Origin of the sequence: Pseudomonas sp. P1.31 (genome assembly GCF_001269815.1) — a bacterium.
Lineage (GTDB): Bacteria > Pseudomonadota > Gammaproteobacteria > Pseudomonadales > Pseudomonadaceae > Aquipseudomonas > Aquipseudomonas rustica.
This window is the reverse complement of sequence record NZ_LHVN01000041.1, coordinates 23,107-38,872: the sequence shown is the minus strand read 5'-3', so window position 1 is coordinate 38,872 and position 15,766 is coordinate 23,107. Positions and strand designations below refer to the sequence as shown.

The 15,766-nt window shown below is 60.2% G+C and carries 18 protein-coding genes; 9 read left to right on the top strand and 9 right to left on the bottom strand.

From position 1 onward, the window contains the following. Window positions 1–112: 112 nt before the first annotated feature. Entirely contained in the window at window positions 113–307 is a 195-nt protein-coding gene (locus tag AD669_RS25550) for a hypothetical protein (RefSeq protein WP_053124721.1), read from the bottom strand. Between AD669_RS25550 and ftsY the strand changes: the two genes are divergently transcribed. The 4 genes from ftsY (at window position 306) to rpoH (ending at window position 4,468) form a co-directional block, all read left to right on the top strand. Continuing rightward, window positions 306–1,808, top strand: coding sequence for a signal recognition particle-docking protein FtsY (gene ftsY, locus AD669_RS25545; RefSeq protein WP_053124719.1), 1,503 nt, complete (start codon window positions 306–308; stop codon window positions 1,806–1,808). The genes AD669_RS25550 and ftsY overlap by 2 nt on opposite strands. Continuing rightward, a complete protein-coding gene (ftsE, locus tag AD669_RS25540) occupies window positions 1,805–2,476 on the top strand; it encodes a cell division ATP-binding protein FtsE (protein ID WP_003229148.1) in 672 nt (223 codons plus the stop codon). The genes ftsY and ftsE overlap by 4 nt, the downstream gene beginning before the upstream one ends. Further along, window positions 2,473–3,498: a permease-like cell division protein FtsX gene (gene ftsX / locus AD669_RS25535; protein ID WP_053124717.1), complete on the top strand. Its 1,026-nt coding sequence runs from the start codon at window positions 2,473–2,475 to the stop codon at window positions 3,496–3,498. Before ftsE ends, ftsX begins: the two co-directional genes overlap by 4 nt. A gap of 115 nt (window positions 3,499–3,613) precedes the next feature. Further along, window positions 3,614–4,468 (top strand): RNA polymerase sigma factor RpoH, encoded by an 855-nt coding sequence (gene rpoH, locus AD669_RS25530; RefSeq protein WP_042561557.1) that lies wholly within the window; start codon window positions 3,614–3,616, stop codon window positions 4,466–4,468. Window positions 4,469–4,548: 80 nt separating this feature from the next. Here the strand turns inward: rpoH and AD669_RS25525 are convergent, their stop codons facing one another. Beyond that, window positions 4,549–5,172 (bottom strand): C40 family peptidase, encoded by a 624-nt coding sequence (locus tag AD669_RS25525; RefSeq protein ID WP_053124715.1) that lies wholly within the window; start codon window positions 5,170–5,172, stop codon window positions 4,549–4,551. A 250-nt stretch (window positions 5,173–5,422) separates the two neighbouring features. Here AD669_RS25525 and AD669_RS25520 point away from each other — a divergent pair, with 250 nt between their 5' ends. Further along, a complete protein-coding gene (locus AD669_RS25520) occupies window positions 5,423–5,854 on the top strand; it encodes a TM2 domain-containing protein (RefSeq protein ID WP_053124713.1) in 432 nt (143 codons plus the stop codon). A 148-nt stretch (window positions 5,855–6,002) separates the two neighbouring features. On the opposite strand, the gene AD669_RS25515 is transcribed toward AD669_RS25520, so the two are convergent. The 7 genes from AD669_RS25515 to gshB form a co-directional block, all read right to left on the bottom strand. Continuing rightward, a complete protein-coding gene (locus tag AD669_RS25515; protein WP_053124711.1) occupies window positions 6,003–7,274 on the bottom strand; it encodes a dihydroorotase in 1,272 nt (423 codons plus the stop codon). After that, a complete protein-coding gene (locus AD669_RS25510; protein WP_007913665.1) occupies window positions 7,271–8,275 on the bottom strand; it encodes an aspartate carbamoyltransferase catalytic subunit in 1,005 nt (334 codons plus the stop codon). Before AD669_RS25510 ends, AD669_RS25515 begins: the two co-directional genes overlap by 4 nt. Before the next feature lie 27 nt (window positions 8,276–8,302). Then, window positions 8,303–8,809: a bifunctional pyr operon transcriptional regulator/uracil phosphoribosyltransferase PyrR gene (pyrR, locus tag AD669_RS25505; RefSeq protein ID WP_053124709.1), complete on the bottom strand. Its 507-nt coding sequence runs from the start codon at window positions 8,807–8,809 to the stop codon at window positions 8,303–8,305. 80 nt (window positions 8,810–8,889) lie between these two features. Next, a complete protein-coding gene (ruvX, locus tag AD669_RS25500) occupies window positions 8,890–9,327 on the bottom strand; it encodes a Holliday junction resolvase RuvX (protein WP_007913667.1) in 438 nt (145 codons plus the stop codon). Next, window positions 9,327–9,899, bottom strand: a complete 573-nt coding sequence (locus tag AD669_RS25495) for a YqgE/AlgH family protein (RefSeq protein ID WP_053124707.1) — start codon at window positions 9,897–9,899, stop codon at window positions 9,327–9,329. Before AD669_RS25495 ends, ruvX begins: the two co-directional genes overlap by 1 nt. 136 nt (window positions 9,900–10,035) lie before the next feature. Continuing rightward, a complete protein-coding gene (locus AD669_RS25490) occupies window positions 10,036–10,935 on the bottom strand; it encodes an energy transducer TonB (protein WP_053124705.1) in 900 nt (299 codons plus the stop codon). Window positions 10,936–11,012: 77 nt separating this feature from the next. Beyond that, window positions 11,013–11,966, bottom strand: a complete 954-nt coding sequence (gene gshB / locus AD669_RS25485) for a glutathione synthase (RefSeq protein ID WP_053124703.1) — start codon at window positions 11,964–11,966, stop codon at window positions 11,013–11,015. A 225-nt stretch (window positions 11,967–12,191) separates the two neighbouring features. Here gshB and pilG point away from each other — a divergent pair, with 225 nt between their 5' ends. From pilG to AD669_RS25465, 4 genes are all read left to right on the top strand, one after another. Then, entirely contained in the window at window positions 12,192–12,596 is a 405-nt protein-coding gene (pilG, locus tag AD669_RS25480) for a twitching motility response regulator PilG (RefSeq protein ID WP_007913673.1), read from the top strand. Window positions 12,597–12,656: 60 nt separating this feature from the next. Next, the gene (gene pilH / locus AD669_RS25475; protein WP_053124759.1) at window positions 12,657–13,022 is read left to right on the top strand and encodes a twitching motility response regulator PilH; all 366 of its coding nucleotides are present in this window, start codon (window positions 12,657–12,659) and stop codon (window positions 13,020–13,022) included. Window positions 13,023–13,032: 10 nt separating this feature from the next. Beyond that, window positions 13,033–13,572 carry a chemotaxis protein CheW gene (locus AD669_RS25470; protein ID WP_053124700.1) on the top strand — a complete coding sequence of 180 codons (540 nt, stop codon included), beginning with the start codon at window positions 13,033–13,035 and terminating at the stop codon, window positions 13,570–13,572. 143 nt (window positions 13,573–13,715) lie between these two features. Continuing rightward, entirely contained in the window at window positions 13,716–15,764 is a 2,049-nt protein-coding gene (locus AD669_RS25465) for a methyl-accepting chemotaxis protein (protein ID WP_053124698.1), read from the top strand. The last annotated feature ends 2 nt before the right edge of the window (window positions 15,765–15,766 follow it).

The following is a 15,766-nucleotide window of genomic DNA, read 5'->3' as shown; positions in this document are numbered from 1 at the left end:
TCGGCGGGCGAGAGGGTGCTAGGATACTGATCCGTTTTACTGGCGGCCACGCCTATCAAGCCACTGATCGGTAGATAGGTTGTATGGGTTCCCGGCAGAAGCTTTGAGTTTGTCAGCTAAACTCTGCGTTTTCGCCGAAGATGCCGTTCCAGTCCTTCGTATTAATCGACCTTTGAGGTGCCTCTGGCGCCTCGACAAAATGTTGCGCGTGAACAAGCTGGATGAAACACAGTCTGTTCTGCATCGAATATTTATTTGCCGGGGCGCCCTTATGGCGCGTCGCTACCGTGAGATAGCCGTCCTCCATGTTTGGTTCCAACGACGACAAGAAGACCCCAGCTGCGGCTGGCGAGAAGAAAAGCCTGTTCGGATGGCTGCGTAAGAAACCGCAGGAACCCGTCGTCGAACAGCCGCCCGCGATTCCTGAACCCGCTCCCGCGCCGGCGCCGGTAATAGAAGAAGAGCCGGCACCGATCGTTCTGCCGATTGCCGAACCGGTGTTGCAACCGGTTGAGCCGGAACCAGAGCCGGAAGTGCCAGTGGCGGCGGAATTGCCGCTGACCCCGGCGGCCGAGCCGTGGCTGACCTTGCCAGTGGCGGAAGAGCCGGTGGCGTTGGTTGAAGAGGCTGCGCCGCACGTTACGCCGGTGATTCCTGCACCAGTCGCGTTTGAGCCGGAAGTAGCTCCCGCGCCTGTGGTTGAGCCGATTGTCGAGCCTGTGCCGGTTGTTGCCGAACCTGTTGCTCCGGTATTCATCGAGCCGGTTGCTCCGATCGTTCAACAGCCTGCACCTGCACCGGTTGTCGCTACGCCAGTCGTGCCGGTCGAAGTGGTTGCTGAAGCCCCCGTCGAAGCCCCGCGCACCGAAGAATCCAAAGCCGGTTTCTTCGCCCGTCTGAAACAAGGCCTGTCGAAAACCAGCGCCAGCATCGGCGAGGGCATGGCCAGCCTGTTCCTCGGCCGCAAGACCATCGATGACGATCTGCTCGATGACCTCGAAACCCGTCTGCTCACCGCTGACGTGGGTGTCGAAGCCACCACGCAGATCATCCAGCGCCTGACCCAGAAGGTCGCTCGTAAAGAACTGGCCGACGCCGACGCGCTGTACAAATCCCTGCAGGCCGAACTGGCCGCGATGCTCAAACCGGTTGAACAACCGCTGAAAATCGCCTCGCAGAACAAGCCATTCGTGATTCTGGTGGTCGGCGTCAACGGCGCCGGCAAAACCACCACCATCGGCAAACTGGCGAAGAAGCTGCAACTGGAAGGCAAGAAAGTCATGCTCGCCGCCGGTGACACCTTCCGCGCCGCTGCCGTTGAGCAATTGCAGGTCTGGGGCGAGCGCAACAAGATTCCGGTGATTGCTCAGCACACCGGCGCCGACTCCGCCTCGGTGATCTTTGACGCAGTGCAAGCCGCCAAGGCCCGTGGCATCGACGTATTGATCGCTGATACCGCCGGTCGTCTGCACACCAAAGACAACCTGATGGAAGAGCTGAAAAAGGTTCGTCGGGTGATCGGCAAGCTCGACGCCGATGCGCCGCACGAAGTGCTGCTGGTGCTCGACGCCGGTACTGGCCAGAACGCCATCAATCAAGCCAAACAATTCAACCAGACCGTCGAACTGACCGGTCTGGCGCTGACCAAGCTCGACGGTACTGCCAAGGGCGGGGTGATTTTCGCCCTGGCCAAGCAGTTCGGCCTGCCGATCCGCTACATCGGCGTCGGTGAAGGCATCGACGACTTGCGTACTTTTGAAGCAGAACCCTTTGTCCAGGCACTCTTTGCCGAGCGGGAGCGTTCATGATTCGTTTCGAACAGGTCGGTAAACGCTACCCGAACGGTCACGTCGGCTTGCATGAGCTGAGCTTTCGAGTCCGTCGTGGCGAGTTCTTGTTTGTCACCGGCCACTCCGGTGCCGGTAAATCCACGTTGTTGCGCCTGTTGCTGGCGATGGAACGTCCGACCAGCGGCAAATTGCTGCTGGCCGGGCAAGACCTGAGCACCATCAGCAACGCGCAGATTCCGTTCCTGCGCCGGCAGATCGGCGTGGTGTTCCAGAATCACCAGTTGCTGTTCGATCGCACGGTGTTCAACAACGTCGCGTTGCCGCTGCAGATTCTCGGGCTGTCCAAGGCCGAAATCGCCAAGCGTGTCGATTCGGCGCTGGAGCGTGTGGCGCTGTCGGATAAAACCGATCTGTACCCAGGCGATCTGTCGACCGGTCAGCAACAGCGCGTCGGCATCGCCCGCGCCATCGTCCACCGCCCGGCCTTGCTGCTGGCGGACGAACCGACCGGTAACCTCGACCCGCGTCTGGCGGCCGAGATCATGGGCGTGTTCGAAGACATCAACCGGCTGGGCACCAGCGTGCTGATCGCCAGTCACGACCTGGCACTGATCGCGCGCATGCGGCACCGCATGCTGACCCTGCAACGTGGCCGATTGATCGGCGACGGGGAGGCTGGGGTATGAGTGCGACACGCAGCCCCAAGGTTTCCGAGCGCGTGGCGCCGAAAGCCGCCGATCCGCAGCCGCAGAAAAAGAAAAAGCACGACGATGACGATGGCCCGGACTTCGCCACGCTGTTCCGCGCGTGGATCGAAAGCCATCGCGCCAGCCTGCTCGACAGCCTGCGTCGCCTCGGCAAGCAGCCGATCGGCAGCTTCTTCACCTGCATGGTGATGGCCGTGGCCTTGAGCCTGCCAATGGGCTTGTCGTTGCTGCTGAACAACGTCGAGCGTCTCGGTGGTTCGTGGCAGCGTGCGGCGCAGATCTCGTTGTATCTGCAACTCGACGCCAGCCCGGAACAGGGCGAGTCGTTGCGCGAGCAGATCAAAGGCATGCCCGGCGTTGCTGATGCTGAATATGTCGGCCGTGATCAGGCGCTGGAAGAATTCCAGCAACAGTCCGGACTGGGCGAAGCCCTGCGCGAGCTGCCTGAGAACCCGTTGCCGGGCGTGGTGCTGGTGACGCCGAACGAAGTCGACAAGCCGACCCTGGAAGCATTAAGACAAAAACTTTCCGAGCTGCCCAAGGTACAACAGGCGCAACTTGATCTAGTCTGGGTCGAGCGTCTGGCCGCCATCCTCAAGCTTGGCGATCGTTTTGTCTTCGGTCTGACGGTGCTGCTGGTTTCTGCATTACTTTTGGTGATAGGCAATACCATTCGTCTTCATATTGAAAACCGCCGCACCGAGATAGAAGTGATTAAACTCGTCGGCGGCACTGACAGTTATGTGCGACGTCCCTTCCTCTATATGGGGGCGTTGTATGGCTTCGGTGCGGGGCTGTTGTCCTGGGGTGTATTGGCGTTCGGCCTGAACTGGCTGAACGATGCGGTGGTTGGGCTGGCCGGGTTGTACGGCAGTGATTTCGCACTGGCCGGCGTGCCAGTTGCCGACGGTCTGTCGCTCTTGCTTGGCGCGGTGCTGTTGGGTTATATCGGTGCATGGATTGCAGTCGCACGTCATCTCAGGGAGCTGGCGCCGAAGTAGAATCTTTTTTGCGCGTGATTGACCTCGCGGTTTTTATGGGAACTCTCGTTTGAATTCCCGGTCAATTTTTCGCAGTGCTGAGAAGCACGAGTATGTAAGTCGGAGGTTTTTTCGTATGACCAATTCTTTGCAACCTGCGTATGCGTTGGTTCCGGGTGCGAACCTGGAAGCTTACGTGCACACCGTCAACAGCATTCCATTGCTGACGCCGGAGCAGGAGCGTGAACTGGCCGAGAGTCTCTACTATGAGCAGGATTTGGGGGCGGCTCGGCAGATGGTGCTCGCCCACCTGCGTTTTGTCGTACACATTGCCCGTAGCTATTCCGGCTACGGTCTGGCTCAGGCTGACCTGATCCAGGAAGGTAACGTCGGCCTGATGAAGGCAGTCAAGCGCTTCAACCCGGAAATGGGTGTGCGTCTGGTGTCGTTCGCTGTGCACTGGATCAAGGCGGAAATTCACGAGTTCATCCTGCGCAACTGGCGCATTGTGAAAGTCGCGACCACCAAGGCCCAGCGCAAGCTGTTCTTCAACCTGCGCAGCCAGAAGAAACGTCTGGCGTGGCTGAACAACGAGGAAGTCCACCGTGTGGCGGAAAGCCTCGGCGTGGAACCGCGTGAAGTGCGCGAGATGGAAAGTCGCCTGACCGGCCATGACATGGCCTTCGACCCGGCTGCTGAAGCCGACGACGACAGCGCTTTCCAGTCGCCGGCCAACTACCTGGAAGACCACCGGTACGACCCGGCGCGTCAACTGGAAGATGCTGACTGGAGCGACAACTCCAACAACAACCTGCACGAGGCTCTGGAAGTGCTGGACGAACGCAGCCGTGACATCCTCTATCAGCGCTGGCTGGCAGAAGAGAAAGCCACGCTGCACGACCTGGCGCAGAAGTACAACGTGTCGGCTGAGCGTATCCGTCAGCTCGAGAAGAGCGCGATGAACAAGCTCAAGTTGTCGATCGCTGCGTAACCGGCGAACAGGCAATAAAAAACGCCCCGATCAGCAATGATCGGGGCGTTTTTGTATGTCGCGTTTAAAGCTGAATCAGATCAGCGCTGAACGACGCGCAATTGCTTGCTGGCCGGTTCATTAGGCAATACGCGCTTGGCGACGACGTAATGCTTTTCCCAATACGGCTTGTTCAGCGTATCGATGCTCACCGACTTGCCGCGACGCGGCGCGTGGATGAAGCGATCATTGCCCAGGTAGATGGCAACGTGGTTGACTCGACGGCTCTTGATGTTGAAAAAGATCAGGTCGCCGGGCTTGAGATCATTGCGCTCGACCTTCACCCCATGACCGCTGGCCATGGCGTTGGAAGTGCGTGGCAGGTCGAATGTGGCGTCGTTAAACGCGTATTTCACCAGACCGCTGCAATCGAAGCCTTTACTTGGGCTGCTGCCGCCCCAACGATAAGGTGTACCGAGGACGTTTACAGCGCGGCTGAGCACGTTGCTGCTCTCCTTGCTCGCCATCGGTGGCACCAGCTTGCTGTGGTTCTTGCTGCTCAGCGTGGTGGTTTTGCTTTTGCTGCTTTTGCTCGAAGGAGCCGAAGCATGGGATTTAGGAGTAAAGCCGTTAACGTTAGGAAGACGTTGCTCACGATTGGTGGCGTGGGCGGCCAGTGGCATTAATAGGCAGATGGTTAGCCATGTCTTGAAAAATGGTCGCATTAGGCGTGGCTCTTAAGTGGTAGCGCGCAACTTTATAACAGCTTTTTTGTCCCTTCCGAGGCCGTTGGTCGATTCAACCCGGTGGTCAATTTCGCTCAACAAGCGGCAAATTGACTCAATTGTCGGACAGAACCCAAGTCCCACAAGGCTTTGCGCAATGTGTAACAGTGAAGAGCCACTTGTCGGCTCGACACAAAAAAGTCACAAAGATGCAGAAAATATTTATCTATCGAGGCAAATGAGGTCATTCATGAACCGCTATCAGCAGGTTGCTCAACCGCAGGACACGCACAGCAAGGTGATCGGTTATCTGCTGTGGATTCTTGGCTTCACCGGCGCTCACCGCTTCTATTACGGCAAACCGGTGACCGGGACGATCTGGTTTTTCACCTTCGGTTTGCTCGGCATCGGCTGGCTGATCGACCTGTTCCTGATCCCGGCGATGGATCGTGAGGCCGATCTGCGTTTTACCGCAGGGCCGATCGAATACAACGTCGCGTGGATTCTGCTGACGTTCCTCGGGGTCTTCGGCGTACACCGGATGTATCAGGGGAAATGGATCAGCGGGCTGGTGTATCTGCTCACGGGCGGGTTGTTCTTTATTGGCGTGCTGTATGACTTCTGGACGCTGAATGATCAGGTCTCGGTGCGTAACGCGCAGAATCGCGGCGCTTTCCAGTAACCTGTGGCGAGGGGATTTATCCCCGTTGGGCTGCGAAGCGGCCCTGAAATATGAGAACGCGGTGGAGATGATCCACCGCGTGCCATGGCTTCGCGACTGCTTCGCAGCCGAACGGGGATAAATCCCCTCGCCACAATATCCCTCAGCATCAAGCCTGGTGGCTAATCCGCCCATCCACCAGCGTATAGCGAACCACACCCGGCAGACTGTGCCCCAGGAACGGGCAGTTCTCGCCCTTCGACAGCCAGTTCTCACCCACCACCGTCGAAGCCTGCGGGTCGAACAGCACGATATCCGCCGCACCACCCACCGCTAGCTTGCCCGCCGGCAGCCGCAACGCCTCAGCCGGGCCAGCACTCAGGCGCGCGAGCAAGGTCGGCAGATCGAGCAAACCATCCTCCACCAGCGTCATCGCCAATGGCAGCAACAACTCAACACTGCTGATGCCCGGCTCGGTCGCGCCGAACGGTGCCAGTTTGGCGTCACGTTCGTGTGGCTGGTGATGGCTGGAAATCGCCGAGATCACCCCGGACTTCACTGCCTCTCGCAGACCGTCGCGGTCAGCGCGGGTACGCAGCGGCGGTTGCACGTGATAGAGGCTGCTGAAGTCGATCAACGCTTCGTCGGTCAGAATCAGTTGATACAGCGCGACATCCGCCGTCACCTTCAAACCACGGGCCTGCGCCTGAGCAATCAGGGCAACGCCGCGCGCGCTGGTCAACTGGCTGAAGTGCGCACGCACGCCGGATTGCTCGACCAGCAGCAGATCCCGAGCCAATGCCACCGTTTCAGCGGTTTCCGGAATCCCCGGCAGGCCGAGGAAGCTGGCCACCGCGCCCTCGTGAGCCAAACCACCTTCGGCCAGATCATGATCCTGCGAGTTGAAAATCACCGTCAGATCAAACGTCGCCGCATATTCCAGCGCCCGGCACAGCGTGCGCGTATTGCGGAAGCTCTCCAGACCGTTGCCGAACGCCACACAACCGGCGTCGCGCAGTGCCACCAGTTCAGCCAGTTGCTCGCCGTCCAGACCTTTGCTCAACGCGCCAATCGGGAACACCTTGGTGTTGCCGGCTTCGCGGGCGCGGTCGAGGATCAGTTCGGCCACGGCGGAGGTGTCGAGCACCGGTTTGGTTTTCGGCGGGCAGCACAGGCTGGTCACGCCACCGGCAGCGGCGGCGCGGGTTTCGCTGATGATCGAGCCTTTGCGGCTGTAACCCGGCTCGCGCAGGGCCACGTTGAGGTCGACCAGGCCCGGAGCGGCAACCAGGCCTTGGGCGTCGATGGTTTCTACTGCCGTGAAACCCGCTGGAGCGGCGCCGAGGGCGACGATCTTGCAGGCTTCAACGTGAATGTCGGTGATTTGATCCAGGCCGCTGCTTGGATCGATGACGCGTGCGCCGAGAATGCTGAGCTTCACTGGGCGTTCTCCTGCTCGAATTGACGCTGCGCGGTTTGTCCGCTCATGGCCATGGACAGCACAGCCATACGAATTGCGATGCCGTAGGTGACCTGATTGAGGATCACCGAGTGCGGGCCGTCGGCCACTGCCGACTCGATCTCCACGCCGCGGTTGATCGGCCCCGGGTGCATGACGATGCAATCGGGTTTGGCCCCGGCCAGGCGCGCGGTGGTCAGGCCGAACAGGCGGTAGAACTCGCCCTCGCTCGGCAGCAGGCCGCCGGTCATGCGTTCACGCTGCAAGCGCAACATGATCACCACGTCGACGTCTTTCAGGCCTTCGGTCATGTCGGTGTAGACCTTCACGCCGTATTGCTCGATGCCGATCGGCAGCAGGGTTTTCGGCGCGATCACGCGGATGTCCGGGCAGCCGAGGGTTTTCAGCGCGAGCATGTTCGAGCGCGCAACTCGCGAGTGCAGGATGTCGCCGACGATGGCCACCGAGAGGTTTTCAAAGCCGCCCTTGTGCCGGCGAATGGTGAGCATGTCGAGCATGCCTTGCGTCGGGTGCGCGTGACGGCCGTCGCCGCCGTTGATGATCGCCACTTGCGGGCAAACGTGTTCGGCGATGAAGTGTGCAGCGCCGGAATCACCGTGGCGCACGACGAACATGTCGGCGGCCATGGCTTCGAGGTTGCGCAGGGTGTCGAGCAGCGTTTCACCCTTGCTTGCCGACGAAGTCGACACGTTCAGGGTGATCACGTCCGCCGACAGCCGCTGGGCCGCCAGTTCGAAGGTGGTGCGGGTGCGCGTGGAGTTCTCGAAGAACACGTTGCACACGGTCTTGCCGCGCAGCAACGGGACTTTCTTCACCGCCCGGGCACCGACTTCGAGGAACGAGTCGGCAGTGTCGAGGATTTCCGTCAGCAACTCGCGGCGCAGGCCGTCGAGCGAGAGGAAGTGGCGCAGCTGGCCCTGATCATTGAGCTGCAGCGGGCGCTTGGTATCTAGAGGCGTCATCGCGAAGGGGACTCTCAATAGGGCGGATTAAAGGGACATGTCTTGCAGTTCGAGCGTCAACGGCTCGGGGCCGGACAGCTTCACCCGTTCGTGAGCGGCCAGCGCCAAGGTCGCGCCGACCACGTTCGGGCGGATCGGCAGCTCACCAGCGTCCAGATCCAGCAGGCAGACCAGGGTCACGCTGGCCGGGCGGCCGTAGTCGAACAATTCATTGAGGGCGGCGCGGATGGTGCGGCCGCTCATCAGTACGTCGTCGATCAGCACCAGATGCTGGCCTTCGATCTCAAAGGGCAGGGCGGACGGGCGCACTTGTGGGTGCAGGCCGTTCTGGCTGAAGTCATCGCGGTAGAAGGACACGTCCAGCGTGCCCAGTGGCGCGTCGCTGCCCAATTCCTTGAGCAAGGCCTGCGCGACCCAGATGCCGCCAGTGCGGATACCGATGTAGCGCGGTTCGGTGATGTCACGCTGGGCAAGGTGCGCCTTGAGGCGGGTCGCCATCTGACTGATCAGATCGGCGGGATTTGGCAGGCTCATGGTTGCTCCTTGTTGGGGGCGAGTCGGATCCTTGGACACGACTCGGTTTTTCACTCAAAAGAAAAGCGCCGAAGCGCTTGTCAGGATTCAAACAATGCAGTGTTTTCATCGAGCCAGCCCTGCAACAGCAGCGCGGCAGCGATGGCGTCCACCGGGTTGTCGCGGTAACTGCCTTTTTGGCCGCCGCGCACCAGACGCTCGCCCTTGGCCTCGAAGGTGGTCAGGCGTTCGTCGTGGGTATAGAAGGGCACATTGAAGCGGCCGTTGAGGCGGCGGGCGAATTTCTCCGCGCGCAGGCACATTTCGCTCGGCGTGCCGTCCATGTTCAGCGGCAGGCCGACTACCACGGCGTCGGGTTTCCATTCCTTGAACAGCGCTTCCACCTGATTCCAGTCGGGAATGCCGTTTTGCGCTTTCAGTGTGCACAGCTCGCGGGCCTGGCCGGTAATGACCTGGCCGACCGCAACGCCGATCTGTTTGGTGCCGTAGTCGAAGCCGAGAATCAGACGCAGCGCCATCAGGCGTGACCTGCCTGGCTGGTCAGCAGGCTGAGGTTGATCCCCAGGTGCTTGGCCGCCGCTTCGAGACGCAGTTCGCTGCTGGTGTTGAAGAGGATGTCGGCGTCGTACGGGCAGGTCAGCCAGGCGTTGTCGGCCATTTCCGCTTCCAGTTGCCCGGCTTCCCAACCCGCATAGCCGAGGGCGATCAGGCTTTTCGCCGGGCCGACGCCGTCCGCGATGGCGAACAACACGTCTTGCGAGGTCGACAGCGACAGGTCGCCGTCCAGCTGTGCGGTGGCCTGGAAGGTTTTACCGGCCGGGTGCAGGACGAATCCGCGATCAGTCTGTACCGGCCCGCCGATGAAGATCGGCACGTGCTGGCACAGTGCTGGCGGGTCGATGTCCGGGCGCAGTTGCTCGAGAATGTCGGCCAGATTCAGCTCTTGCGGTCGATTGACCACAATCCCCATCGCGCCATTGGCCGTGTGCTCGACGATGTAGGTCAAGGTATGGGCAAAGTTCGGGTCGGCCATGTGAGGCATGGCGATCAGGAAGTGATGCTTGAGGTAGCTGGGGCTGACGTTTTTCATGTGCGCTAGTGTGGCGTTCGGGGGGCAAACTGACAAGCTGAAGCCGCCAAAAGATCGCAGCCTTCGGCAGCTCCTACAGGGGAGCACAGGCCAAACTGTAGGAGCTGCCGAAGGCTGCGATCTTTTGATCTTGCCCCTAATTGCTGGACAAGCGGTCACCGCGGGCGAATTTCCAGGTGCGGATGATTTCCAGGCGGTCGATGTCCGACAGGTCGCCGGTAAACGGTGCAAACGGTGCCGCCAGGCGGACGATGCGCTGCGCCGCTTGATCCAGTAGCGGCTGGCCAGACGATTCCAGCACCAGCACTTCATACAGCGAGCCATCGCGGTTGATCGAGACCATCAGGCGCAAATTGCCGTAGATCTGCTTGCGCCGCGCTTCGTCGGGATAATTCAGGTTGCCGATGCGCTCGACCTTCTTGCGCCATTCGTCTTTATACCAGGCGCCCTTGTCGCGCATGGTCGACGCAGCGCTCAAGCGATGAATGCGCGGGCGTTTGGCGTACAGCTGTTGTTCTTTGGCCAGTTCGGCTTCAAGGCTGGCGATGTCGCTGGACAGCTGCGAGCTGTCGAACGTCGGCGCGTCGACCGACGGTTTCACTTCAGTCTTGGTCTCTTCTTTCTTGGTCGGCGCCTTTTTCGGCTTCGGTGCCACCGTGGTCACCGCTGCTTTGGGCGCGGCTTCCTGGACTTCCGGCTTGGCGGCCGGTGGCGGCGTGACTTTTTTGACCTGATTGTCCTGGAACGGCGCGACCTCAGTGGTCTTCGGAATCGCCTTTTTGTCCAGCGTGCCGCTGCCTTCCTGATTTTCCTGAGCGAGAAAATCCGCCTTTTCCGGCTTCTTTTCGCTCTTGAAAGTGGCGAGGGTAATTTCCAGGGTTTTGCTGATTTGCTTGGGCTCGACCATCGTGAAGCCGACGCCAAGCAGCAACGCCAAATGAATCAGCGCCGCAAGGAATAGGGTAAAACCGAGGCGATCGGCCGGGCGCACGCCACGATGGGCGAGTTCAGCGGGCAGATCGGACGGGAGGGTCATTTCAAGAAAACCAACATCGCGTTTTTCAAAGGCCGGGCATGATAACGCAATGTTGGTCGCATCTTGGTTGTTCTATCTCAACGAGCTTTAAGCTTCTGATCGATGGCATCCATGAGCATGCCGCCGATATCAGTGCCAAACGCATTGTCGATTTCACGGATGCAGGTCGGGCTGGTCACGTTGATTTCGGTGAGGCTCTCGCCGATCACGTCGAGACCGACGAACAGCAGGCCCTTCTCACGCAGGGTCGGGCCGACTTGGGCGGCGATCCAGCGATCTTTCTCGGTCAGCGGACGCGCTTCGCCACGACCACCGGCGGCGAGGTTGCCACGGGTTTCGCCCTGCGCCGGAATCCGCGCCAGGCAGTAATCCACCGGCTCGCCGTCGATCATCAGGATGCGTTTGTCGCCGTCCTTGATCGCTGGCAGGTAGGCCTGGCCCATGATCTGCTGGCCACCGAGGGCGGTCAGGGTTTCCAGAATCACCGACAGGTTCGGGTCGCCCGCGCGGTGACGGAAGATCGAAGTGCCGCCCATGCCGTCCAGCGGCTTGAGGATCACGTCGCCATGTTTGGCGGCAAATTCGCGCAGCACATCGGCACGGCGGCTGACAATGGTTGGCGGCGTGCACTGCGGGAATAGCGTGGCGAACAGCTTTTCATTGCAGTCGCGCAGGCTCTGCGGCTTGTTCACCACCAGTACGCCGGCGGTTTCAGCCTGTTCAAGCAGGTAGGTGGAGTAGACGAACTCCATGTCGAACGGCGGATCCTTGCGCATCAGGATCACGTCCAGATCGCTCAGCAGGTTGTCCTGCTCGGCGTCCAGTTCGAACCATTTTTCCGGGTTGGCGAAGACTTTCAGCGGCTTCATGCGCGCCCGCGCCTGACCTTCGCCCTGATACAGGTCGCGCTGTTCCATATAGAACAGTTCCCAGCCGCGCTTTTGCGCGGCCAGCAGCATGGCCAGCGAGCTATCCTTTTTATAGGAGATGCTGGCGATAGGGTCCATGACAATCCCGACGCGAACGCTCATTGGGTTTTCCTCGAAAATTGGCTACCGGATCGGTATTGAAAAAGTGCCGCCAGAGTGGCGCCGGGTGGGTTTTCGGTCAAGGGAAAACCCGTCGATAGATTGGATCTGGAGACTGTGCTAAAAAGGCTGGCATATCGTGCTGGCCCTTAAGCATCAAGGGTTTCCGGCCATTACTCATAGCAAAACGGACAATTTGATTCGCAAAGGCGACGGTAGAGCCCTCTTATGGAACAGCAGTCCAGCGCCTTGAAGGTCATGGTGATCGACGACTCGAAAACGATTCGTCGCACCGCCGAAACATTGTTGAAGAATGTCGGTTGCGAAGTGATCACGGCGATCGACGGTTTCGACGCCCTGGCCAAGATCGCTGATAACCACCCCGGGATCATTTTTGTCGACATCATGATGCCGCGTCTGGATGGTTATCAGACCTGCGCTTTAATCAAGAACAACAGCGCGTTCAAGGCGACACCGGTGATCATGTTGTCATCGCGCGACGGGCTGTTCGACAAGGCCAAGGGGCGGATTGTCGGTTCTGATCAATTTTTGACCAAGCCTTTCAGCAAGGAAGAACTGCTCAACGCGATTCAGGCCCATGTTCCGGGCTTTGCCGCCGTTTTGCCGCAGTAAGACACGTACAGAGACGCGCGGTCAGCGGGCCGGGCGTCGACAAGAAAAATGGGGAAAACCATGGCACGTATCCTGATCGTCGATGATTCGCCGACTGAAATGTACAAACTCACCGGCATGCTGGAAAAGCACGGCCATGAAGTGTTGAAGGCCGAAAACGGCGCGGACGGCGTGGCCCTGGCCCGGCAGGAAAAACCTGACGCGGTACTGATGGACATCGTCATGCCCGGCCTCAACGGTTTTCAGGCAACCCGTCAGCTGACCAAGGATGCCGACACCACGCACATCCCGGTGATCATCATCACCACCAAGGATCAGGAAACCGACAAGGTCTGGGGCACTCGTCAGGGCGCCAAGGACTACCTGACCAAACCGGTCGATGAAGACACCCTGATCAAGACCCTGAACAACGTACTCAAAGGCTGATCGCGCAACCATGAGCGAATCGCTGACCGCGTTCGAACTGCTCTGGCAGATCGACCAGCGCTGCCGCTTGCTGGCGGCGGACTTGCCGTCGCAACCGGCGCGCCAGGATCGCTGGAGCGGCATCGGCTTTCGCCTCGGCGAACACTGGTATGTGGCGCCGATGGGCGAAGTCAGCGAAGTGCTGCACGAACCGCGCTTCACCCAGTTGCCCGGGGTCAAGCCGTGGGTCAAGGGTGTGGCTAATCTGCGCGGGCGGCTGCTGCCGATCATGGATTTGTGTGGTTTCTTCGGGCATGAACTGTCGCCGTTGCGCAAACAGCGGCGGGTGTTGGTGGTGGAGCATGGGGACGTGTTTGCCGGGCTGATGGTCGATGAGGTTATTGGCTTGCAGCACTTTGAACAGGGCAGCTTCGAACCGATCTCGATCAGCAAGCGCCAGGGCTCGAAGGCCGAGTTCGTCAAAGGCTATTTCCGGCGTGAGCAGAACTGGCGGGTGTTCAGCCTGTTTGCCTTGGCCAAATCCCCGGTATTCATGAGCGTCGCGATATAACAGATTCAACACCGTCCCTTGTAGGAGCCGAGCTTGCTCGAGAAGAGGGCGTGTCAGGCGCAATCAATGTTGGCTGACCCACCGCTTTCGCGAGCAAGCTCAGCTCCTACAGGGTAAGTGAACCGTTCCCAAGGCGAGGACCGATGATAAAAGCAAAAACAGGCAAGCCGGCGGAAGGATCGCGCAGTCGCTCGCAGATCATCGTGCTGTTCATCGCACTGATCGTGTTCATCATGCTGCTGTTCGCCAACTTCGCTTACCTCAACACCCAGGCGAACTACGACAAACAGTACATCGGCCACGCCGGTGAGCTGCGCGTGCTCTCGCAACGCATTGCCAAGAACGCCACCGAAGCCGCCGCCGGCAAGGCTGCCGCGTTCAAGTTGCTCAGCGATGCGCGCAACGATTTCGCCCTGCGCTGGGGTTACCTGAAGAAAGGCGACCCGGTCACCGGCCTGCCGCCAGCCCCTGCCACCGTGCGCCCGGAAATGCGCGCCGTGCAGCTGGACTGGGAACGTCTGCTGAAAAACACCGACGCGATTCTCTCCAGCGAACAGACCGTATTGTCGCTGCATCAAGTCGCCGCGACCCTGGCCGAAACCGTGCCGCAGTTGCAGATCGAATACGAAAAAGTCGTCGAAATCCTCCTCCAGCGTGGTGCCCCAGCTGCACAAGTGGCGATGGCCCAACGTCAGTCGTTGCTGGCTGAGCGCATTCTTGGCGCGGTCAACACCGTGCTCGCCGGTGACGAAAACTCGCAGCAAGCCGCCGATGCCTTTGGCCGCGACGCTACCCGTTTCGGCCAAGTGCTCAATGGCATGCTGCAAGGTAACCCGACGCTGAAAATCACTCAGGTCGAAGACCGTGACGCCCGTGCGCGTTTGAGTGAAATCTCCGAGCTGTTCCAGTTCGTCTCCGGTTCCGTCGATGAAATCCTCGAAACCTCGCCCGAGCTGTTCAAGGTTCGCGAATCGGCGAGCAATATCTTCAGCCTCTCGCAAACCCTGCTCGACGAAGCCTCGCATCTGGCCACCGGTTTCGAGAACCTCGCCGGCGGGCGCAACACCGACACCATCGGCGGTTACGTCCTCGGTTTGCTGGCACTGGCCTCGATCATCCTGATCGGCATGGTCATGGTGCGCGAGACCAACCGGCAACTGCGCGAAACCGCCGAAAAGAATGAGCGCAACCAGAACGCGATCATGCGCCTGCTCGACGAGATTGAAGACCTTGCCGACGGCGACCTCACCGTCACCGCCTCGGTGACCGAAGACTTCACCGGCACCATCGCCGACTCGATCAACTATTCCGTCGACCAACTGCGCGATCTGGTCGCCACCATCAACCTCACCGCCGGCCAGGTCGCCGCCGCCGTGCAGGAAACCCAGGCCACCGCCATGCACCTGGCGCAGGCTTCGGAGCATCAGGCCCAGCAGATCTCCGAAGCCTCGACGGCGATCAGCGATATGGCTGAATCCATCGATCAGGTCTCGGCCAACGCCGCCGAGTCTTCGGCGGTAGCCGAGCGTTCCGTGGAGATCGCCAACAAGGGCAACGAGGTGGTGCACAACACCATCCATGGCATGGACAACATTCGCGAGCAGATCCAGGACACCGCCAAGCGCATCAAGCGTCTCGGCGAGTCGTCGCAGGAAATCGGCGACATCGTCAGCCTGATCGATGACATCGCGGACCAGACCAACATCCTCGCCCTCAACGCCGCGATTCAAGCGTCGATGGCCGGTGATGCCGGGCGCGGTTTTGCCGTGGTTGCCGACGAAGTGCAACGGTTGGCCGAGCGCTCATCCGCCGCCACTCGGCAGATCGAAACCCTGGTGCGGGCGATTCAGACCGACACCAATGAAGCCGTTATTTCCATGGAGCAAACCACCACCGAAGTGGTGCGCGGCGCGCGACTGGCGCAGGATGCCGGTGTGGCCCTGGAAGAAATCGAAGGCGTGTCGAAAACGCTCGCGGCGCTGATTCAAAGCATCTCCAACGCGGCGCAGCAGCAGACGACGTCGGCCGGGCAGATTTCCCTGACAATGAATGTGATCCAGCAGATCACCTCGCAGACCTCGTCCGGCTCCACCGCCACCGCTGAGAGCATCGGCAACCTGACGAAAATGGCCAGCCAGCTGCGGCGCTCGGTGTCCGGATTCACCTTGCCGGCGGCGAAAGACAAAGCGTGAGT